Genomic DNA, 20776 nt, shown 5'->3' with positions numbered 1-20776 from the left:
GCCTGGCCGACGTCTATGAGGCCCTGACCTCGGATCGGGCCTACCACACCCGCCACTCGACCTACCAGGCCCTCAAGCTGATGAAAGAAAAGGTCCTGGCCGACATGGACCAGGACCTCTTTGAACATTTCATCAAGTTGTTTCGCCTCTGAACCCCGCCGGTCTCACCCCAGGAAATAATCGCGGTTTTCGTTGAACACCACCCGGATATGATCCAGGAGTTCGGGAAGTTCCAGGGCATTGAGCTCCAGGGCGCGCACGCTGGGCAGGGTCGCGAGATCAAGTTGGGCGTCGGGCAGGCGCTGGCCGATGCCGAGCTTGGCGCACAGGGCACCGGCCACATGCACCGTGGCGGTGAGGCGAAACAGGGTCGGCTCATCCTCAGCGTCGATGTCCAGATCGGCGTGGTGCAGGGTGCTCTGGATGAGGCCCTCGGAGAAGTTCCATTTCTTGAGCACTGCCGCGCCGACCAGCGCATGGCTGTAGGGAAAGTAGCGTCCTTCGAGTTGCTGGATGCTGCCCTCGCCGTTGTAGACCGCCTGCATGAGTTCCTGAAAAACCTGGGGCTGGCTGTAGTTGAGCACCACCTTGCCGATGTGGCGGAACAGGCCGCTGAGAAAAGCTTCCTCGACGTCGGCGGTCTCGAAGCGCCGCGCCAGGATCTTGGCGCCGATGGCGCAGCCGATGGAATCCTCCCAGAGCATTTTTTCCAACAGTCCGAAGCTCTTGTTCATCCCCTTGAGGCTGGCGGCCAGGACCAGACTGCGCAGGGTGCGCTCGCCGAGCAGGACGATGGCGTTCTCCAGGGTCTTGACCTGGCGCTTCATGGAATAAAAGCTCGAATTGGCGATCTTGAGCACCCGGGCGGACAGGGCGGGATCATGGGCCACGGTCTCCGCCAGTCCCGCCGCCGAGGTCGTGGGATTCTGCAACTGCTCGATGACCTTGACCGCCACGGCGGGCATGGGCGGAAGATCGCCCACGGTATTGACCACGGTTTGGAAATCGACGCTCATGATGAGAATCCTTCGCATTTGACAGGCTCTTCGGCGTGACGCCGGAACCGGTCAAGGAAAAAATATTTTTTATGATAACAAATCAACTTTTCCGACGAAAAGGCTTTTAATCATCTTTTCGTACTTATTATCCCCCCGCCCCTGTCCACATTCAACCCGGCAAGATAACATTCACCCCCAGAGCGCCTCCCGTAGGCCGGAGCGCCGCTGCACGCGGCGCCCGACGACGCGATGGAGCAGGTCTTCCTCTCCCCAGACCGCGACCTTGCGCCGGGCACGGGTCACGCCGGTATAGAGCAGTTCGCGGCTGAGGAGCTCGCCGGGACTTTCGGGCAGGATCAGCAGCACCTCGTCGAACTCGCTGCCCTGGCTCTTGTGCACGGTCATGGCGTAGACCGTTTCGTGGGCGGGCAGGCGCGGCGGCGCGATCTTGCGCAGTTCGCCGCCGGCCTGCTGAAAAAAGGCGCGCAGGGCGCCGTTGCTCTCAGGATCGGGCCAGATCAGGCCGACATCGCCGTTGAACAGGCCGAGGCGATAGTCGTTGCCCGTGACGAGGATGGGTCGCCCGGCATAAAAGGGCGTCGCGGGATGAATCAGTCCGCGCCGCGCCAGGATTTTCTCGGCTAGGCGGTTGAGCTGCTCCACCCCCCAGGGACCGTGGCGCAAGGCGGTGAGCAGGCGAAAGCCCTCGAAGGCGGCCAGGGCCTCGACGGCGCTGTGCGCCTGGAGGGTGGGACGCAGGGCCGCGAGGAGCAGCGGCTCCAGTTCTCCCTCCAGTTGGTTGGCCGGCGGCAGGGGGCGCCAGTGGACATCCTCGTGCTCCGGCGCGCGCAGGGCGGCCAGGGTAGCGGGGCCGTCGCCCTCATTGACGCAGCGAGCCAGCCGGCCGATGCCGCTGTCGGCGGCGAAGCGATAGCTGCGCTGCAACAGGATGAGATTGTCGGCGAGGGGCGCCGGAGCCGGGGCGATCAGGGGCAGGCGGTCGCCGCAGAATTCGGCGACGGCCGCCGCGAAGGCCGGGCTGTGTCCCGCCGCGCCGCCCGCCCCGCACAGATCGCCGAGCACCGCGCCGGCTTCCACGGAGGCGAGCTGATCGCGGTCGCCGAGCAGGATCAGGCGCGCCGTGGCGGGCAGGGCGTCGAGCAGGGCCGCCATGAGCGGCAGATCGACCATGGAGGCCTCATCGACGATGAGCACCTCGCAGGCCAGGGGGTTGCCGCGATGATGGCGAAAGGCGCCGCCCCGTCCGCTTCCGAGCAGGCGATGCAGGGTGAGGGCTTCGCCGGGGATGCGGGCGCGCACCGCCGCGTCCACCGGAAGCCCGTCGCGGGCCAGGCGGATGGCTTCGGCCAGGCGCGCCGCCGCCTTGCCGGTGGGCGCGGCCAGAACCAGGCGCAAGGGCCGGGTCGCGGCCTGCTCGACCAGCAGGGCGAGAATCCTCACCACCGTGGAGGTCTTGCCGGTGCCGGGGCCGCCGGAAATGACGCACAGCGGATGCAGCAGCGCCGCTAGGGCCGCCACCCGTTGCCAGTCGCAGCCCTGGCCGTCGCCGTGCCCGAACAGCCGCCCGAGGCCCTCGCGCAGCAGGGCGGCATCCGCGGGCGGGGTACGCAGGGCGGCGCGGCGGCGCAGCTCCTCGGCGAGGAAGCGTTCATGCCGCCAGAAACGGTAGAGGTACAGGCGCCCCTGGGCATCGAGAATCAGCGGGCGGTAATCGCCGGGGGCGCCGACCACGGAACTCTGGCGCAAGGCGGCCGCCCAGGCCGCGGGTTCGGGCAACGGCGGGGCCGGTGAATCGCCCGGGGGCGGCCCTCCCAACCCGGGAGCGCGCAGGTCGAGGCACACATGGCCCTGCTCCGCCGCCTGGCTGACCAGCGCCGCCGCGAGTTCCAGCTCCGGGGCGCCGCCGCCGGCGAGCTTGCCCAGGAAGCGGGCGAAATGGCGGCTCATGGAAGAGAGGTCCCATTGGTCCAGAAGAGTGGCGGTATCCATCAGGATTTCTCCCCCAGCAGGGCATCGAGTTCGTTCATCAGGCGCGGGGTCGGCCGGTCGTAAAAAATGCCGCTGCCGGGTGCGGCCTCGGGGCCGATGCCGCGCAGGAACAGATAGAAAACGCCGCCGAAATGTTCCTCGTAGGCGTAGCCGGGCAGGCGCGCGCGCAGCCAGCGATGCAGGGCCAGGCCGTAGAGGTGGTATTGAAGCACATAGGCTTCGCTCGCCATGGCCAGCGCCAGGGCCGCCTGGTGATAATCGCCGCGCTGTCCGCCGAGGTGATTGGACTTCCAGTCCAGCAGGTAATAGCGCCCGTCCCGGCGAAACACCAGGTCGATGTAACCCTTGACGAAGCCGCTCAGGGGCGTGAAATCCAGGTGGGACAAAAGCTGCTCGGCCTCCAGGGGATAGGCGGGCAGCCCCTGGCGGGCGAAGAGCGCCCGCAGATCCGGCGCGGTGAGCCGCGCCACGGGAAAGTGAAACTCCATCTCCGCCAGTCGCTCGGCGCGGCCCACCTCGGCCAGGCGCAGGCTGCCGAAAGCGCCCGCCAGAGGGGTCGCGACGACGCGCGCGGCCATGGCCTGCACCGCCGCCGTCCAATCCTCGTCGAAGCCGTGGGCGCGCAGCTTGCGGGCGACCAGCTCGCGCGCCTGGGGTGTTGCGACGCCGCCGAAGTCCAAATCCTCGAAGATGGCGTGCAGGCAGGAGCCGGCCCGGGCGCCACGGGGAAAATCGAGGATGTCGGACATCTCGGGACGCGGCGCCGGCGCGGGAGGCAAAGACGCGGCGGGTTGCAGAAAATCGTGGTCGGGCAGATCGAGGGCCGCGGAATGGCCGGCGGCAAGGGAGGAAAAGCTGGCGATACGCCAGTCGGCGGCGATCCGTCCGCTGAAGGCACGACAGCGGGGCGCGGCGGGCAGGCTCAGGCGCGGCGCCCAAACCCGCTCCTCCACGGGAGGAACATCCTGCACGTGGATACAGCCGGCGCCGCGCTCCGCCAGATCCGCGAGGCGGGCGCGCAGCTGCGCGTCGTCGAGGTCCTTGACCCTCGCCGCCAGACTGTCCACCACCCCGGCATCCTGGGACTCCGACGCGGAGCCGTGAAGCAGATAGGCCGGCGCCGAGGTCTCGCTCTGGTTGATGCCGCCCCAAACGAGAATGCAGCGGTGGCGGGCGCGGGTCAGGGCCACGTAGAGCAGGCGCAGGTTTTCCGCGAGGGCTTCGTCCTCGGCCAGCGCCTTGTGCGCCGCGTGGTGCGGGGAGCCCAGATCGAGGGTCAGGTCGAGGGCCTGGGCGGGATCATGAAAGGACACTTCCGGCCCCTTGAGGCGCGCGCCGTTCCAGGTGAAGGGGCAGAACACCACGGGATATTCCAGGCCCTTGCTGCGATGGATGGTCACCAGCTTGACGGCGTTCTCGTCGGTTTCCAGGCGCATCTGGTATTCGTCATGCAGGGGCTTCTCGACGAGGCGCGCCGCCAGCCAGGCGAGCAGCCCCTCCATCCCCAGGCGATTTTCCAGGGCCGCCTGGTGGAGCACCTCGATGCCGTGCAGCAGGTTGGTGAGGCGCCGCTCGCCGTCCTCGTAGGCGAGCAGCCGGGCGCGCACCTCCTCGCGACCGAGCAGGGTGGCGGCCATGGCCATGAAACCGCGCCGCGCCCAAAGATCCTGATAGGCGGCCATCCCCTCGACCAGACTTTCCCAGCGCCCCTCGTCGGCAGCCGCCTCTTCCAGGGCGCAAGCATCGAAGCCGAGCATTTCCGTGGCCAGGGCGGCGCGCAGGGCGCCGTCGTCGGCCGGATCGGCGATGGCCGTCAGCACCAGGCGCAACTCCTCCATCTCCCGCGCGTCGAAGAGACTTTCGCTGCTGTAGAGCACGCTGGGCACGCGCCGCGCGCGCAGGGCCTGCTGCATGAGCCGCGCCTGGGCGTTGGTGCGCACCAGCACGGCCAGATCCCCGGGCGCGAGGGGCCGGTCGTCGAGGCGCAGTTGCCCGGCGTCCGCGGCTTCGAGCAGGCGCAGGATTTCGCCGGCGACGGCTTGGGCCAGGTGGGACTCGGCATGCTCGATGGTGATGCGCGGTTCCTCGCCGCGCGGCAGAAACCACAGGTGCAGGGGCGCGGTCTCTCTTTGGCCGTCGCGCACCAGGGCGCAGTCCTCGCGCTCGGGGGCGGGATGCACCTCGACAAAGGGGATGGCGTCGAACAAAAAGGGCCGCTGCGCGCGCGCGAAGACCTGATTGACGGCGCGCACCAGGGGACCGTCGGAGCGCCAGTTGGTGTTCAGGGTATAGCGTCGGTCGACGTCCCGGGCGGCGGCCAGATAGGCGAAGATGTCCGCGCCGCGAAAGCTGTAGATGGCCTGCTTGGGATCGCCGATGAGAAACAGCGTCTGCTCGGCGTGCGGATAGATGGCGCGAAAAATCGCGTACTGCACGGGATCCGTATCCTGAAACTCATCGATGAGCGCCGCCGGAAAACGCCGCCGCAACTCCGCCGCCAGCGGCGCGCCCTCAGGGCGCAGCAAGGCGGCGCGCAGGTCGAGGAGCAGATCGTCGAAAGCGCGCAGGTTCTGCCGGCGCTTGCGGCGCGGCAGCTCGGCGCTCAGCCAGTCGAGGAGCTCGGCCTTGAGAGCGATTAGCCTCAGCCGCCAGAGTTCGAACAACTCTTCAAGGGCGGCGGCCAGATCATCGCAGCTGTCAAAGAAGGGATGTTGAAGGGGACTATGCCCTTTTTTGACGGCGGCGGCCAGGCGCTCATGGGTGAAGCGCTCGAAATTCTTCGGGGGAAAGAGCGGATCGTCGGCGGCAAACCACAGCGTCAGTTCCGCCTCCCAGCGGGGCAGGGAATTGAGCGCATAGCTCTTGCGATTAAGGGCGGGCGAATCCTGTAGCAGGCTCATCACCTGCGCGCCTTCCTCCGCCCAGAGCGCCGCGGCGGCGGCATAGGCGTCAAGGACGCGGCACAGGGTCCGGCCCTCATCCTCCGGCGGCGCCTCCCGGGGGATCACCCGCAGGTCGGCGGCCTTGGCGTGCTTGCGCGCGAAGCCGTGCAGTTTGGCGGGGCTCGCTCCCTTGGCCTGGGACCAGCGCAGCCAATGCGGCTCGCTCTCGATGAAGCGCTGCCGCCAGAAATCATCGATGATTTCACCGAGCAGCTGCTCCTGGTCGGTGACCAGTTCGGTGTCGAACAACCCGCCGCTCTCAAAGGCCTTCTCCACCAAGACGCGCTGGCAGAAGCCGTGAATGGTGAAGATCGCCGCCTCGTCGAAACAGGCCAGGGCGGTGCGCAGACGCTCGCGGTCGCGGGCGGCATCGGGGCTGGCCGTGAGCAGGCCCGTCAGCAACGGGTCCGTGGTGGGGCCGCCGCGGAACACCTCGAAAGCGCCGCGCAGGCGCTGGCGCAGGCGGTCGCGCAGTTCCCGGGTGGCCGCCTCGGTGAAAGTCACCACCAGGATCTGATCGACGCTCAGCCCCTGCTCGACCACCAGACGCAGGTAGATGGCGGCGATGGTGAAGGTTTTGCCGGTGCCGGCGCTGGCCTCGATGAGGTTGCGGCCGCGCAGGGGACTCGTCAGCAGATTGAATTCCACGGGCGCAAGGCTCACGGGCGCACCTCCTCGCAAGCGGCGAACAGCGGCCCGAAGACGTGCAGGGCCAGAGCCTCGAATTCCCCACCGAAAGGCTCGACGCCGCGCAGGCTGTAGCGCAGCCAGGCATCCTCGCTCTCCCCCCGGGCGAAATCGCTGCCGTCCCAGACCTTGCGCGCCGCCTCCAGGGCCGCCTCCGGCCCCTTGCCCGCGAGCAGTTTTTGCGCCCAGGCGGCGCTGGTCTCGGGGTACAGAGGCAGCGTCCGGCACAGCCCCTGACGAAACAGCTCCAGCAGTTCGGCGAGCAGTTCCCGGGCCCGGTCCGGCGCCAGGGGGGCGAAGCGGCACAGACCCTCGCTGCCCACCAGCAGGGTTTCCCCCCCACCCTCCTGCTGGGCGCAGAACGCCAGGTGGGCGAGCCAGGCATCGAGGCGATCCCTGGCCTTGAGCTTGGCGTAGCGATAGCGCAAGGGCCCGCCGCGGCCCCCCAGCATCAGGCGTCCGGTGAGACGCGCGCCGGGCAGGGGCAGATCAAGATCGAGGTGCCGGGGCGGCTCCTCGCGCAAGGGGCGCAGCACCTCGACGAAGCCGCGCGCGGCGCCGTCGAGCTCGGCAAAGGCCACCTGCCCGGCCACGCCCGGCGGCAGCAGGCCGCGCGCGCGAAACCGCTGGTGCCGCGCGTCATCGCCTGCTCCCCGCAGGTGCTCGTCGATGAGATCGGCCATCAGCTGATATTTCTCCAGGCCGCCGACCTCCAGGGTTTCCCGCTCGGCGAGGGCATCCTCGACCGCCGCCAGGCGCAGGCCGAGGCGTTCTTCCAGAAAAAAACGCTGGGGATGGCGCACGAACCGCAACAGCCGGTGGATATCGAGTTCCTGAAAATCCTCGGCGGGCGGCGGCAGCGCCACCGGCGCCAGGGGCACGGCGGCGCGCACCCCCGCGGCGCGCGCCGCCAGCGCCTCGCAATTGGCGCGGGAGTAACTGAACAGGCGGGCATTTTCGCTGAAATAGGCGGGGTGAAAGGCCTGCAGATGGTGCTTGCGCACCAGCCAGGGCAGGATCTCGCCCTCGCTCAGGCGAAAGCCGCGCGCGATGCAGTCGAGCAATTCGCACACCAGCACCGAGGGCGGCACATCCCCGGCGTCGCGGGCGTTCTGGCCCACATAGGTGAGGATGAAATAATCGCGCGCCGACACCAGGGCCTCAAGAAACAGGTAACGGTCCTCGCGGCGCAGGCTGCGGTCGCCGGGCTGGGGATGGCGCGCCATGAGGTCGAAGCCCTGTGGCCGCTCGGCCCGGGGAAAGGCGCCGTCGTTCATGCCCGAGAGCACGATCACGCGAAAGGGAATGCTGCGCATGGGCAGCAGGGCGCAGAAGGTCACCCCGCCGGCGAGAAACCCCTGGGCGGCGGCGCTTTGCTCCAGGCATCCGGTCAGATGGGCGCGCAGGACGTCCAGGGACAGATCCTCGGCGTATCCCGCCTGCTCGGCACTCTCGCGCAGTTCGCGCAGGGCCCGGCGAAGGCTGTCGATTTCAACTTCGCTCTCCGCATCCGAGGCCAGGAACTGCTCCAGCATTTGCAAACATAGGGCGGCCCAATCCTGGGGGGAACGCGGCCTTGCCAGGTCGTCGGCCAGGGCGAAGAGCGCCTCGATGAAATCGAGAAAACAGCCGAGAACGCGGGCGTTGCCTCCGCGCACCGCGGATCGGGGCAGGATCCCGCCGAACAGCCCGCCGTCCTCGGGCAAGGCATGACCGAGCAGCAGCCGCTCCAGCCCGGCCCGCCAGCTGTTCTCGGCATAGGCCGGCACCCCCTGGCGGGCGCGATGGGCGGCGTCGATGCCCCAGCGAATGCGCGTTTCGCGCACCCACTCGCGGATCTGGTCGAGATCGGCTTCCGCCAGCTCGAACCGCGTGCGCACCCAGGGAATCTCAAGAATATCGAGGATCTGGGCGGCGCCGAAGCGGCTGCCCGGCAGGGCGAGCAGCTTGAGGAAGGCCTCGGCGAGGGGACTTTGCGCGCGCACCCCACGATCAGCGATGCGGAAGGGAATGCGCGCCATGCCCTGCGCCTCGCCCGCGAAGACGGCGGTGATGTAGGGCGCATAGGCCTCGATGTCGGGAATCATCACCAAGACATCATTGGGCGTCAGGTCGGGATGCCGCGCGAACAGCTCCACCAGCTGATCGTGGAGAACTTCCATCTCGCGCAGCGGCCCGTGGCAGGAGTGCACCTGCACCGAACCGTCCGCCTCATCGAGGGTCAGTTGCGGCGCGTTGCCCTCGGGCCGGTCGCGCAGCAGCAGGATGTCGCTTTGCAGGCAATGCAGCAGCGTGTCTTCCGCGGGCTCGCTGAAACACAGGTGCTCCTCGAATTCCAGGCGCTCCAGCAGCAGGCGAAAAAAGTCCCGCCCCTGCCCGCCCAGGGAGGCGAGCAGCGGATGACCCGCTCCGAGGTGCAGCGCCTCACCGAGATAATCGTCGAAGCTGAGTTGCTTCTTGCGCTTGGCCGCCTCGCGGGCGGACACGATATCGCCCCAGTATTCCCGCGAGGGATTGAGCAGGAACAGATGAACGTCCAGATGCCGCGCGAGGGCCTCGAACACCGCGAGGTGCAGGGGCGGCATGGCGGGAATGCCGAAGACCGCGACGCGGCGCGGCAGCTGGGCGGCAAAGTTGGGTGAGCGCGCGGCGTCCAGAAAGGCGTGCAGGACCGCCGCCTTGTGCGCTCCTGGCGAAGCGGCGACCAGTTCCCGCCACAGCTCGGCCTGCCAGGCCGCCTCGCCCTGCCCCGCGCCCTGGTCCCAGGAGCGCAGCAGTTCGGGACGATAGACGGCGTACTGATCGAAGAGATCGGCAAGACGCCGGGCAAACTGATAGGACTTGAGGGGATCGGCGCCGGACCCGAAATAGCCGCGCACCGGAGCAAAAGCGGGACGCTCGAGCAGGCGCGGGATGAGGCCGAGAATCCGCCAGGTGAGGGGACCGGGATCAAAGGACGATCTGACTTCGAGCCCCGGCAGCACCTGGCGAATGCACTCCCAGATAAAGGCGTTGGGGAACGGAAAGCTTTGCGCGTCGTTGGCCCAGGCGCCGAAACCCTCGGCCAACCGCAGGGACAGCCAGCGCTGCATGCCGCGACTCTGCACCAGAATGATCTCCGGCGCCAGGGGATCGTTGGGCCCGGTGCGCAGCACTCCGGCCAGTTCATCGAACAGCAGTTCCAGCCGGTTGCTGAGAAACAGGTGAAATCCGCTCATGGACGGCTCCCCGGAGGAGAAAAGGGCACTGCGGAAAGGTATCTACCGGGTCAGTATCGCGGAGGTCGTGACAGAATAGGTCAAACAAGGCAGGCGTGAAATACCGAGGGGACGCGGCATGCCGCGTCCCCTCGGGTCATCCAATCAGTTCTCCGCCAGGAAGTGGCGCTCGTACATGTCCTCGAGTTCCTGGAGGTGGCGTGATTCGTCGTTGAGCAGTTTTTCGAAGAGCTTGGCCATGGGCGCGCCCTCGCAACCCTGCATCATGCGTTGGTAGAAATCGATGGCGTTTTTTTCCAGATGGATGGCGAAGGCCAGCGCCTGACGGGCATCGGCATCGGGGCTGAGCTCCTGCTGCTGGAGCACGTAATCGAGATCCATGGTGGGCACCGGCCGGTCCATGGCGTGGCTACCCTCGATGGTGCCCTCGACCAGGGCGCGCTCCAGGGCATGCTTGTGCTCGAGTTCGTCGAGGGCGGCATCCTTGAGAATCATGCGCGCCTGCTTGTTCTTGAGCTTGCGCATGGCTTCCAGATAGTTACGGAACCCTTCGTTTTCCATCTTGACCGCCTTTTCCAGGGCGGCTTCGTAGGTATAACAGGCCTTGGCTTTGCTGGGACTCATGGCGTTTCCTCCACTCAATAGATGACAATATAGCCGTGTTTTTCCGCGATCCGCGAAATTTCCAGAACGTCCTGAATGCGGTACTCACTGCCGTCGAGGCGGAAAAGATAGCTGCCGTCGTCCTGCTTTTCGGCCTTGTCGACCAGGTATTCAAACATGGCTGTCTTGATGGTTTCCATACCTGCATCTCCACCAGGATTTCAATTTTTTTAGCACAGTTAGACGCAGGGAACAAGTATATTGTATACAGTTTCGCGGTCGCGCCGAGCCTCTTGTGGGCCCTCAACCGCCTGCCGCGTCCGACCTCAGGGCGATCCCCTGGGCGGACAACTGGGCGCGCACCTGCCCTGCCCAGTCGCGGTTGGCCGCCGGGCTGGCGGGACTTGGATGAAGGATGCGGCCCACCGCCACGTCCATGCCCGCCAGGGCCTCCCGAGCACGTTGCTCGGCAAAGCCGCCGACTCCGATGACCCGCGAGCAGCCCAGCGTCTGAATGGTGCGGCGCAGCGCTGCGTCGCAGGCGGCATACAACGGCTCGCGCTCGGCGACGGCGAGCTGGTCGGGCGTGCGATTGCGCCCGCCTTCCTCGACAAACAGCAGGGGGCAGTAATTGACCACGAAAAACCGGTGGAAGAAGAGATCCGGTGAGCCGAAAACCTCGCGGAAAAACCCCCAGAGCCTGCGTCCGCTGACCTCGCTGCGGCGGCAGGCAAAGCCGGTGACGGGTTTTTTCGGATGCTCCCGGGAAGGCCGGCTCACTTCTTCTTCGATACCCAGCCAGTCGCGCACGGCACTCACCTCGCCAAAGGGCACGCCGGTTTGCGCCATGCCCCAGGGGCCGGGATTCATGCCGAGAAACACCACCTGCTTGGGGCCTTGACCGTAGCGTTCGAGATAGCTGCGATGAGGTTCCGCGGCATAGCGCAGGGGGTTGTACACATGGGACACCGGCGCTTGGAAAGTCAGGCGATCGAGATGCTTCGCGAGTTCCCGCGTCACTTGCCAAAGGGTCATGATTCGCTCCTGTGGTCCCATTCTCGGGGCTTGGCGCCTGCCTGTCAAGAACGGCGCCGGACTGCTAGAATAAAGACGTGTCCGGGGCCGGGAAAGACAAATCATGAATTTTGAGGTCACACTCCACGACCAGGGCGCCGAGGAGTTGCACGCCCGTCGCGCGGAACTGGCGGGTTTGTGCGCCCAACTGGCCGACACCCAACGGGAGGTTTCGGCCCTGCGGGTACGGATCGCCAGGTTCGAGCGGCGTTTTTTCGCCGAAGTCGGGCGACTCTACGTCGAACTCGATGAATTGCGTGCCCGGCTGGCGGAAAAAAGCGCTCGCCAGCAACCCCGCGACCCGCAACGCCAGGCCGCCGCGCGGCGCAGCCGCATGCGTGCCGAAACAAGCGCCGGCGATTATGCAAAGCATCAGCGCGCACCTGCCCCGCCCGGAGAGAAACCTCTGGTCGCGACGGGCCTGCGCAAGCTCTACCGCGGCATCGCCGCGCAGATCCATCCCGACAGGGCGCGGGATGAAGCCTCCCGCGCCTATCAAACCCAACTCATGGCCGAACTCAACGAGGCTTTTGCCCTGGGCGAGCGCCGGCGCATGGAGGACATCCTGGAGAGTTGGAAAAAACATGCCGCCCGGCGCCGACAATCAGCCCTGGCCGCCGAGCTTGCGCGCCTCGAACAGGCCCTGCGCCGCGCGGCGGAGCAGCTTGCGGCCCTTAGGGCGCAACGGCGGCGCCTGGAATTTTCCGACATGTTTCTGCTGATGCGCCAGGTGGAAGAGGCGGCGGGCGAAGGCCGCGACCTGCTGGCCGAACTCGCCGAGGAACTCAGGGCGCGGATTCTGGCCTGTCGCGCTGAACTGGGCTGAAAGGACCAAGACATGGAAACACGCCTGCATGAACTGGCGCAAATCGTGGAAGCCCAGGCGCCGCGCACCGTGCCTCCCGCCTCGGAGCTCATCCGTCGCGGCGCGGCCGACATCGCGCGCCTGCACATGGATCCCCGGATTGAACCCCTGATTGAACGCCTCGGCAATGCGGGCGATTGGGCCGGACAACTGGAGGCCTGGGAAGAAATCCGCGAACTCGGCCCGCACCTCAGCGGCTGGGAAAGCGCCTTGTGCCACCTGATCCATCAAGGCGAGGGCTGGGCTCGCATTTTCGCCGCCGAATCCCTGGCCTGCCACGCCCGCGCCGAGACGCAAGCCGTGCCGGTGCTGCTGGCCACCCTCGCCGCAGCGTTACGCCTCGGGCAACATGATTGGGCGCGCATGGCCTGCGGCGCGCTGGGCCGCTTCACCAACCTGGCCCACCCCCTGATTCAAAGAGCCGTGCCGGCGTTGAAGGACGCCCTGTCCGCCGAGGACCTGGATGTTCAGGCCTACGCCGCCCTCGCCTTGGGCAATTACGGCCCCCAAGCGCACGCCGCGCTGGTGCGCCTCGCCGAACTCTGGGAGCGCGCCCCCGAAGGTCTGGCGCGGCATTTTGCCGCCGTGGTGGGCCAAATCGCGCCGGAGGCCGACAGCCCTTTCCTGGCCCGGCTGGAGGCCTTGCACGACCCCTGTGAAAGCACCCGCGCCGAGGCCGTGGCCGCCTTGGGCCGACGTCGCCGGGAAATCGCGCCGGCCCTCGACCGCCTGCTGCCCCTGGCCGGGGACGAGAGCCCCGATGTGCGGCGCAATCTGGCCTTGGCCCTGGGCGAACTGCCCCATCCCGACGAGCAGGCGCGGGTGCGTCTCGCCCACCTGTGCCGCGACGGCGACACCCAGGTGCGCCTGGCCGCGGCCTATGCCTCGATACGCCAGGGCGAGGACGTCGCAGCCCAGGCCGCCCGCCTGCGCGGCGCCCTGAGGGACAATTGCCGGGAATCGCGCCGACTGGCCGCCTGGGCCTTGGGCGAAACCGCGCAAACGTCGCCTTGGCGGACCCGCAAGGCGCTCAACCAGGCCCTGGGCCGGGAAACCGATCCCGCGACCCGCCAGGTTCTGGAACAGGCTCTCGCCAAGCTTGCCTAGGTTCCGAGCTTCACGCGCCCCTAAAAAGGTTCCAGCCTGATGCCGTAATCATCGGCCAGATGATACTGATGGCCGTGCACCCGGCCCTCGCCGGCGGCAATGGTCACCTTGCGGCGGCGCACGTCCTCGATCCAGCGCGGGTTGGACGCTTCGGCGCGCCGGTTGGCGACGATGAGCAGCCGCGCCTGCTCGGCCTGCTCCCGCGTCAAGCCCTGATCCAGGCGGGCAAAATCTGCCTCGATCTGGGCTTTGACCAAGGACGAGATGCTGCCGTTCTGCACCTTGATGTCAAACATCAGGGCCACGGCACGTTGCGACCACAATCCATAATCCTTACACAGAGTCCGCGCCTGCCGGTGGAGCTTCTCGGCATGCTTGACCTGAATCTGTTGAAATTCCTCCTGACGGCCGAGGGTTTTGAGCAATCCCCGCCAAGGCTCGAACAGCGTAAATCTGCGCTGATCCTGCACCGAGCGCACCCAGGCCAGTTGTTCCTCCGCGCTGGAGGTAAAAACCGCGTGGAGTTCGGGATAATTATCCTGACAGATATCCTCAAGCAGGCTGGGATGCTTTTGCGCCATCTCGCGAAACAAGGGCTGCAAGGACTGCTGGCCAAGATTCCATTGCAGCACGCCAAAACTCAACCCCTGTCCGTCAAAATCCCCCGTAATCCCGCAAAAACACTCGGGCGGCGGCCGGCCTGTTTCAAAAGACCCGGTCAGAGCCAGGCAGCGATAGGCCAGGCCCTCCTTGAGAATCGTCGGTTCGCGAATCTCCTCCTGGTCGAACAGGGCGGCCCAGGTCAGGGGGCCGACCACCCCATCGGGCTCCAATCCCTGGGCTTTCTGAAACCTTTTGACCGCGCTCTCGGTTCCTCCCCCAAAAATTCCGTCCCGTTCGCCATCGTAGTACCCCTGCGCCTTGAGTCGGTCCTGGATGCGCCGGACCTCCTCTCCCTTGCTGCCGCGACGATAACTGCTCATGTCCGACCTCCCCTGGCGGAAAAATAACACCTGTAGCCTCAAACAACATTATGGCGAGGTTTCGGCAAGTTTCCAGCAGCGGGCGCATTTCGGCTCTCCCAGATTTCACACCTATTTTTTCATTTTTTTAAACATTGTTCCCAAAACACTATTTTTTTTCAAAAAATCACTATTTTTGCGTCTCACATCGGTTAATTAATATCTTTTTTTAAAAAATAATATTGCAACAGGCTGTTTTTTAGATTGTTTTTTTGATGAACCAAAAAAACATGGCCCAAATAAAAGACTTGACCAAAATAAAACGTCGTATTATTTTTCATCCAATTTTTCCATCAAACTTTTTTTCATCGCCGATATAGAACCAGGAATAAAAGCAAGGAAGTTCCCATGAAAGTTTCTTCAAAGGACCACAGGGCGCCGACCCGAGAAAAAGAGTCCTACAGCATCCGGTCGGTGGAGAACGCTCTGGCCTTGCTTGAAGCCCTCAGCGAGGAAGTCGAGGACTTGAGCCTCACGCGCCTGAGCGAACGCATGGGCATGAACAAGGCGAGCGTTTTCCGTTTGCTGGCAACCTTCGAGCGGCGCGGCTACGTGGAACGCCGCCAGGGTTCACGCGACTACCAACTGGGACCCTCGGCCTATGAGATGGGGCAAAAGCTGCTTTCGCGCATGGAATTGCTGGGCAAGGCCCGACCGGTGATGGAAAAGCTGGTGCGTCAATGCGACGAAGCAGCCTACCTGGTGGTTCGCCGCGATGAAGACGCCCTTTTTCTGGACATGGTCGACAATGCCCAGCAGGTCAAGGTCGTCTCCCTGGTCGGTCGTCGCCTGCCCCTTGCCCAATGTGCCGCCGGCCGGGTTTTTCTGGCTTTTTCGCAGGGGGAAGGGAAAAATCGTGCCGGCCTCTCGCCCGAGGACCTCGAGCGCATTCGCCGCGAGGGGGCCGCCTGCGATCGCGGGGGCGCGGGAGAAGGCAGCGCCGGCATCGCCGTTCCCCTGTTCGGCGCGCGCTCGGATCTGGCGGGAGTCCTGGCGTTTGTCGGTCCCGACTTCCGCATGCCGCCCGAACGCATTGAGTTGGAACTGTTGCCCAACCTCAGGACCGCCGGCGAGGTCATCTCCTCACAGCTTGGCTATCTGGGCTATTCCCTGAAGAAAACGCACTGATCAGCGCGCGATGGAATCGAGCTTGTAGCGGATGCGGAGTATTTTCATGAGACTGTTGACCCCCTTGAGAGCAGCGCGCAGGCGCTCGCGTTCCTTGTTGGTCAGCAACAGGGGATCAATGTAGTTGGTGGGTTTGGTACCGGCGGCGAGCGCATGAAGTTGCATGGAAATTCTCAACCGCATCAGATAGGAAAAGGATTCCTCGAGGGTCTCGACGTCGTCGGGCGACAGGATTCCCTGCCGGTGAAGCTGCTCGATCTTGTCCCAGGTCGTGCCGCTGTGAACGCCCTGCTCCAGCGCCAGCAGGCTAATTCCCTGAGTCAGGGCGAAAATCCCGTTTTTCTTGATGTCGACCTTGCCGCGGCCCTCGCCGCGCCGCTCAACCAGAATCCGTCCGAACATGCCGACCCGGGCGCGGAAGCCTTCGACATGACGGGCCATGTAAGGCAAATAAAGAGCGTTGCGTTTAATACAGGACTGCACATGCTCGTGAAGCTCCCGCTCCAGAGAGTCAGTGCCGCAAAGAGTGCGAAAATCCTGAAACATGCTGAAATTGACCAGATGTTCGGGCTTGGGCACCGAAAGCCAGAGGCTCAGGCGCTCCTTCCACGCGGACAGGCTGCGGCGCCACTCGGGATTGCTCGCCAGCGTGTTGCCGGGGCAGCGCGGAACGCCAACCTCTTCCAGGGCATCGACCAAGCGATGGGTAAAGCGCTCCAGGGACCCCAGGGCCGTTGCGTCGAGGTCATCCGCATAGACCACGGCGCTGTCCTGGTCGGTGCGCAGGGTCTGCTCGCCGCGCCCCTCGCTGCCCAAGGCCAGATAGGCCGCACCCGGCGGAAGGACAATGCCCTCCTCGCTCTCCAGCAAGGCGATGATCCGCAGGGTAAAGGCATCGTTGAAATGGGAAATAAGCTTGACCAGGCTGGGCGTATCGGCAATGGCGCGCGAGGCCCGGCTGATGGTTTCGGTAATCTGCTCATTGATGGCGCGCAACTGCGGGATGGTTTTGGCAAACTCGATCTCCCGCGTCAGATAAAGAGGACTGCGGGTCTGCAGGCTGAGAAAGTCCGTGTCGGTGACGACGCCGTGGAGATTGCCACTTTCATCCGTCACCACAATGCGGTGAATGTTGTATTTGGCCATTTTGAAAATGGCGTCATAAACGTACTGATTGCGACCGATGGCCACCAGATCGCCCTTCATGACATCCGCCACCCGGCGCCCCTCGATGCTCCCCGCGGAAACGGCGATCAGATCGCAGAGATCGCGCGCCGAAATGATTCCCACGGGCATGCCGTCCCTGACCACCACCAATCCCGAGATCTGGTTTTCGCGCATTGTCCTGGCCGCCTCGACAACACTCGTTTCAGGCGCGCAGGTCACCGCGGGGCTTTTGCACAGGTTATCGACCTTGAGGAAGAAAAATCCATCTTCCCCCATGACGGGATTGGGCATGGGCAACCTCGGGGAGAAAAAAACTTCGGCCGCAAGACGGCCTATTCTTCCCTGTTTTTTCGTTGGGCGCAATGGAGTTCACTGCCAAACCGCGCGACAGGATGGCGTCGGCAGCCCAAACAAACGCCGGTTTTCTCGCTCAGGACATTCTGGCACTCGTAAAAAATCTATAAATTTGTCGTTGTTTTTCGATTACTTGAAACATTTTTTCAAAAAATAAAAACATGGTTTTATTTTTTTGTTGACGATATCCTGGATTTAGAATATGTTTCGTCAAGGTTTTTCCAAAATGGTGTTCTACTTTTTTGGAAAACGCGGGAAATAGGGTTTCATTTTTTTCCAGTTCGCGATGCGCAATGAAATTTATATGCTATTTTTTGAAATAGCATTTTATTTCGCGCCCCAGGGGCAGACGCAGGTCCGGGTCCGGCCTCGCCTGGATGCTCGGGGGCTCAAGGTAATCGGTGAATCTGTCAACGTGAAGCGTCATTCAGGAGAAAGGGGAAGAAAACATTTCGTGACCGACATTGAAAAACTGAGTAAACCGATTTTGTTTCAATTCACGTCCAGGTTCCGCTGGCACAAGTCATTTTTCAGGTAACAAAGAGAGGAGGCATTCATGGACAAAAGTGGACAAGCTTACTGGTTTGCGGTGTTGAAGCTGTTGGCCATCATTCTCGGCATCTGGTTTTTCGTGGCTTACGGTTTGGGCATCATCTTCGCCTCGGCCCTCAACAACATTCATGTAGGTGGCTATCCCCTGGGCTTCTGGTTCGCTCACCAGGGCTCCATGTATATTTTCATTGCCCTGATCTTCATCTACGCAAAACTGATGGGGCAGCTCGACAAAAAATTCGACGTTCACGAGCAATAAGGGAGGCGACCTAAATGGATCTGCAAATTCTTACCTACCTCGTCGTCGGTGCAACCTTTGCGCTCTACATCGGCATCGCCGTTTGGGCCCGCGCGGGCAGCACCAGTGACTTCTACGTGGCCGGCGGCGGCGTTCATCCCGTCACCAACGGCATGGCCACCGCTGCGGACTGGATGTCGGCGGCCTCCTTCATCTCCATGGCAGGCCTCATCTCCAACATGGGCTACGGCGGCGGCCTGTTCCTCATGGGCTGGACCGGCGGCTACGTGCTCATGGCCTGCTTGCTGGCGCCCTATCTGCGCAAATTCGGCAAGTTCACCGTGCCGGCATTCGTCGCGGATCGCTACTATTCGAAAACCGCCGCCGCGGTTGCCGTTATCTGCCTGTTGACGATGTCCATCACCTACATCATCGGCCAGATGACCGGCGTCGGCGTGACCTTCTCGCGCTTCCTCGGTGTCTCCAACGAGATGGGGATCTACCTCGGCATGGGTATCGTCTTCTGCTACGCGGTGTTCGGCGGCATGAAGGGCATCACCTACACCCAGGTGGCTCAGTACTGCGTTCTGATTTCCGCGTACACCATCCCGGCGATCTTCATCTCCTTCCAGCTGACCGGCATTCCTATCCCGCAATTTGGCCTCGGCGGCACCATGGTGGGCACCGACGTGTCCCTGCTGGCCAAGCTCGACCAGGTGGTCACCGACCTCGGCTTCAGCCAGTACACCACCGCCCTGCCGGGCAGCAAGCTCAACATGTTCGTCTACACCATTTCGCTGATGATCGGCACCGCCGGTCTGCCCCACGTCATCATCCGCTTCTTCACCGTGCCCACGGTCGCCGCGGCCCGCTCCTCGGCCGGCTGGGCGCTGGTCTTCATCGCCATTCTCTACACCACCGCTCCCGCGGTTGCCGCCATGGCGCGCCTCAACCTGCATGCCACCGTCAACACCGCGGTCATGAGCGGCGGCGACATGTTCGCAGCGGAGAGCAGCTTGAAGCATGAGGACCGTCCGGCGTGGATGAAGCGTTGGGAAGTCACCGGCCTGCTCAAGTGGGAAGACAAGAACGGCGACGGCCGCATCCAGTACTACAACGACAAGACCACCAATCCCACCGCGCAGGCCAACATCGCCGCCGCCGGCTGGGCCGGTAACGAGCTTTCGGTCAACGCCGACATTATCGTGCTTGCCAACCCCGAAATCGCCTTGCTGCCCAACTGGGTCATCGCCCTGGTGGCCGCCGGCGGTGTCGCCGCGGCGCTCTCCACCGCAGCCGGTCTGTTGCTGGCCATCTCCTCGGCCATTTCCCATGACCTGCTGAAGAAGATCTGGATGCCGGATCTGAGCGAAAAAGGCGAGCTCATGGCGGGCAAGGTCGCCATGGCCGGCTCCATCGTCGTCGCCGGTTACCTCGGCCTCAATCCACCGGGCTTCGCGGCGGGAACCGTCGCCCTGGCCTTCGGGATCGCCGCCAGTTCCATCTTCCCGGTTCTGATGATGGGCATCTTCAACAAGCGCATGAACAAGGAAGGCGCCATCGCCGGCATGCTCTGCGGTCTGGGCATCACCCTGTTCTACGTGTTCGCCCACAAAGGCATCTTCTTCATCAAGGGCACCGAGTACCTGGGCCTGATCGGTGGCGCCAACTCTTTCTTCGGCATCACCCCGGAAGCCTTCGGCACCATCGGCGCGCTGGTCAACTTCGGCACCGCCTATGTGGTGAGCAAGTTCACCCCGGCGCCGCCCGAGCACATCCAGAAGCTGGTGGAAGACGTGCGTACTCCGCGCGGCTCCAAGGCGATCAGCGGTGCCCACTAATCACAAGCACCCATTGTGCCGCATAAGGCACGCTGTTTGACCCATCAACCCCGCCGGTTCGCCGGCGGGGTTTTTTTCCAAGAAGTGCTGGAACTTTTCAGCATGGGGACGCAATCCCCACCGGCTGAATGGGTAAGAATTTTGGTTGATTGATCCGAGCGGCTCAGGTAAAAGAAGACATCTCAAGCGGGAGTTTCGGAATGGTTTTTGATGCAGGTACGGCCATGATCTGGATTTTGTTTCTGGCGCTTTTCCCCATGGCGTTTTTCTGGCTGCGCCGCGCCTGGAGAATATTCGTGCAGCGCGACTACTCGGAAGTCGCCCTCAAGCGCGGCGTCCCGCCGGAGAATCCCAAGAAATGGGCGCCCATCACCGGCATGCTGAATCTGACCGCCGGCCTGATGGCCCTCTGGATCCTGATCGGCGTGCCCTTGTTCATCGCCACCGGCGTCCGCATCGGCCCCTTCCACGCCTTTGATGCCTGGAGCGCCCTGGCCGGCTCGACCATCTGGATCAAGATCTTCGCCGACTTCATCGTCAGCCGCCAGGCCCATCCCTACCAATGGGGCCGGAAGAAAAAAGAGTAGGTATCAGCAGCCGCAACCGCAGTTGTGGCAGACGATCTTGTCGCTGCCTTCGGGCTCGATGGTTTCCGGGGCGAAGGCCACGCGGTTGATGCCGCGCTCGATGTCTTCCAGCAGATTGAGGTTGGCGCTTTGGCCGATGATGTGCCCCAGGCAGGTGTTGCCCACGCCATGCTGGGGGCAGCGGATGCGCACGCTGTTGAGCAGATCGCCATAGCCCTTGATGTCCATGACGGTACTGGCATCCTCGACGCGGCGCAGCCTGACGCCGAGGGGCGCCAGTTCCTTGGTCACCCGGGCGAAAAAGTCGTCGAGTTGGTGGTCATCAATGGCCTTGCGCCATTCCTCGCGCTGGAAATTACGCTGATAAAAGGCAACCGTCAGAT

At 64.1% G+C, this 20776-nt stretch carries 16 protein-coding genes; 6 read left to right on the top strand and 10 right to left on the bottom strand.

What is annotated here, in order from left to right:
- Positions 1-164: 164 nt before the first annotated feature.
- From QAT43_RS07200 to QAT43_RS07170, 7 genes are all read right to left on the bottom strand, one after another.
- Positions 165-1016, bottom strand: coding sequence for an HDOD domain-containing protein (locus tag QAT43_RS07200; RefSeq protein ID WP_305042375.1), 852 nt, complete (start codon positions 1014-1016; stop codon positions 165-167).
- Positions 1017-1187: 171 nt separating this feature from the next.
- Positions 1188-3008 carry an exodeoxyribonuclease V subunit alpha gene (gene recD / locus QAT43_RS07195; RefSeq protein ID WP_305042374.1) on the bottom strand — a complete coding sequence of 607 codons (1821 nt, stop codon included), beginning with the start codon at positions 3006-3008 and terminating at the stop codon, positions 1188-1190.
- A complete protein-coding gene (gene recB / locus QAT43_RS07190; protein WP_305042373.1) occupies positions 3008-6613 on the bottom strand; it encodes an exodeoxyribonuclease V subunit beta in 3606 nt (1201 codons plus the stop codon). Before recB ends, recD begins: the two co-directional genes overlap by 1 nt.
- The gene (gene recC / locus QAT43_RS07185; protein ID WP_305042372.1) at positions 6610-9855 is read right to left on the bottom strand and encodes an exodeoxyribonuclease V subunit gamma; all 3246 of its coding nucleotides are present in this window, start codon (positions 9853-9855) and stop codon (positions 6610-6612) included. Before recC ends, recB begins: the two co-directional genes overlap by 4 nt.
- Before the next feature lie 144 nt (positions 9856-9999).
- On the bottom strand, positions 10000-10479 hold the full coding sequence (locus QAT43_RS07180; protein ID WP_305042371.1) for a ferritin-like domain-containing protein: 480 nt from the start codon (positions 10477-10479) through the stop codon (positions 10000-10002).
- A 14-nt stretch (positions 10480-10493) separates the two neighbouring features.
- Complete coding sequence (locus QAT43_RS07175) at positions 10494-10658, bottom strand: hypothetical protein (protein WP_305042370.1); 165 nt, start codon at positions 10656-10658, stop codon at positions 10494-10496.
- Between the two features lie 103 nt (positions 10659-10761).
- Entirely contained in the window at positions 10762-11493 is a 732-nt protein-coding gene (locus tag QAT43_RS07170; RefSeq protein ID WP_305042369.1) for a uracil-DNA glycosylase family protein, read from the bottom strand.
- Positions 11494-11596: 103 nt separating this feature from the next.
- On the opposite strand from QAT43_RS07170, the gene QAT43_RS07165 reads away from it, so the two are divergent.
- Both QAT43_RS07165 and QAT43_RS07160 read left to right on the top strand, forming a co-directional pair.
- Positions 11597-12358 carry a hypothetical protein gene (locus QAT43_RS07165; protein WP_305042368.1) on the top strand — a complete coding sequence of 254 codons (762 nt, stop codon included), beginning with the start codon at positions 11597-11599 and terminating at the stop codon, positions 12356-12358.
- A 12-nt stretch (positions 12359-12370) separates the two neighbouring features.
- Positions 12371-13504, top strand: coding sequence for a HEAT repeat domain-containing protein (locus QAT43_RS07160; protein ID WP_305042367.1), 1134 nt, complete (start codon positions 12371-12373; stop codon positions 13502-13504).
- Positions 13505-13524: 20 nt separating this feature from the next.
- Here the strand turns inward: QAT43_RS07160 and QAT43_RS07155 are convergent, their stop codons facing one another.
- Positions 13525-14487 carry a peptidoglycan-binding domain-containing protein gene (locus tag QAT43_RS07155; protein WP_305042366.1) on the bottom strand — a complete coding sequence of 321 codons (963 nt, stop codon included), beginning with the start codon at positions 14485-14487 and terminating at the stop codon, positions 13525-13527.
- A gap of 387 nt (positions 14488-14874) precedes the next feature.
- Here QAT43_RS07155 and QAT43_RS07150 point away from each other — a divergent pair, with 387 nt between their 5' ends.
- Positions 14875-15654, top strand: coding sequence for an IclR family transcriptional regulator (locus tag QAT43_RS07150; protein ID WP_305042365.1), 780 nt, complete (start codon positions 14875-14877; stop codon positions 15652-15654).
- On the opposite strand, the gene QAT43_RS07145 is transcribed toward QAT43_RS07150, so the two are convergent.
- A complete protein-coding gene (locus QAT43_RS07145) occupies positions 15655-17112 on the bottom strand; it encodes a putative nucleotidyltransferase substrate binding domain-containing protein (protein ID WP_305042364.1) in 1458 nt (485 codons plus the stop codon).
- Between the two features lie 619 nt (positions 17113-17731).
- Between QAT43_RS07145 and QAT43_RS07140 the strand changes: the two genes are divergently transcribed.
- The 3 genes from QAT43_RS07140 to QAT43_RS07130 all read left to right on the top strand — a co-directional run bounded on the left by QAT43_RS07140 (position 17732) and on the right by QAT43_RS07130 (position 20393).
- A complete protein-coding gene (locus QAT43_RS07140; RefSeq protein ID WP_305042363.1) occupies positions 17732-17986 on the top strand; it encodes a DUF4212 domain-containing protein in 255 nt (84 codons plus the stop codon).
- 14 nt (positions 17987-18000) lie between these two features.
- On the top strand, positions 18001-19806 hold the full coding sequence (locus tag QAT43_RS07135; RefSeq protein WP_305042362.1) for a sodium:solute symporter family protein: 1806 nt from the start codon (positions 18001-18003) through the stop codon (positions 19804-19806).
- A gap of 200 nt (positions 19807-20006) precedes the next feature.
- The gene (locus QAT43_RS07130; RefSeq protein ID WP_305042361.1) at positions 20007-20393 is read left to right on the top strand and encodes a hypothetical protein; all 387 of its coding nucleotides are present in this window, start codon (positions 20007-20009) and stop codon (positions 20391-20393) included.
- 3 nt (positions 20394-20396) lie between these two features.
- On the opposite strand, the gene QAT43_RS07125 is transcribed toward QAT43_RS07130, so the two are convergent.
- A partial coding sequence (locus QAT43_RS07125) for a hypothetical protein (protein WP_305042360.1) occupies positions 20397-20776 on the bottom strand: 380 nt, incomplete at its 5' end.

This window comes from Geoalkalibacter sp. (assembly GCF_030604225.1).
GTDB lineage: Bacteria > Desulfobacterota > Desulfuromonadia > Desulfuromonadales > Geoalkalibacteraceae > Geoalkalibacter.
This window is presented reverse-complemented; position numbering and strand designations above follow the sequence as displayed.

Coding starts and splice junctions, on each gene's coding strand:
- QAT43_RS07200 (WP_305042375.1), bottom strand. CDS start 1,016: ATGAGCGTCGATTTCCAAACCGTGGTCAATACCGTGGGCGATCTTCCG.
- recD (WP_305042374.1), bottom strand. CDS start 3,008: ATGGATACCGCCACTCTTCTGGACCAATGGGACCTCTCTTCCATGAGC.
- recC (WP_305042372.1), bottom strand. CDS start 9,855: ATGAGCGGATTTCACCTGTTTCTCAGCAACCGGCTGGAACTGCTGTTC.
- QAT43_RS07180 (WP_305042371.1), bottom strand. CDS start 10,479: ATGAGTCCCAGCAAAGCCAAGGCCTGTTATACCTACGAAGCCGCCCTG.
- QAT43_RS07175 (WP_305042370.1), bottom strand. CDS start 10,658: ATGGAAACCATCAAGACAGCCATGTTTGAATACCTGGTCGACAAGGCC.
- QAT43_RS07170 (WP_305042369.1), bottom strand. CDS start 11,493: ATGACCCTTTGGCAAGTGACGCGGGAACTCGCGAAGCATCTCGATCGC.
- QAT43_RS07165 (WP_305042368.1), top strand. CDS start 11,597: ATGAATTTTGAGGTCACACTCCACGACCAGGGCGCCGAGGAGTTGCAC.
- QAT43_RS07160 (WP_305042367.1), top strand. CDS start 12,371: ATGGAAACACGCCTGCATGAACTGGCGCAAATCGTGGAAGCCCAGGCG.
- QAT43_RS07155 (WP_305042366.1), bottom strand. CDS start 14,487: ATGAGCAGTTATCGTCGCGGCAGCAAGGGAGAGGAGGTCCGGCGCATC.
- QAT43_RS07150 (WP_305042365.1), top strand. CDS start 14,875: ATGAAAGTTTCTTCAAAGGACCACAGGGCGCCGACCCGAGAAAAAGAG.
- QAT43_RS07145 (WP_305042364.1), bottom strand. CDS start 17,112: ATGCCCAATCCCGTCATGGGGGAAGATGGATTTTTCTTCCTCAAGGTC.
- QAT43_RS07140 (WP_305042363.1), top strand. CDS start 17,732: ATGGACAAAAGTGGACAAGCTTACTGGTTTGCGGTGTTGAAGCTGTTG.
- QAT43_RS07135 (WP_305042362.1), top strand. CDS start 18,001: ATGGATCTGCAAATTCTTACCTACCTCGTCGTCGGTGCAACCTTTGCG.
- QAT43_RS07130 (WP_305042361.1), top strand. CDS start 20,007: ATGGTTTTTGATGCAGGTACGGCCATGATCTGGATTTTGTTTCTGGCG.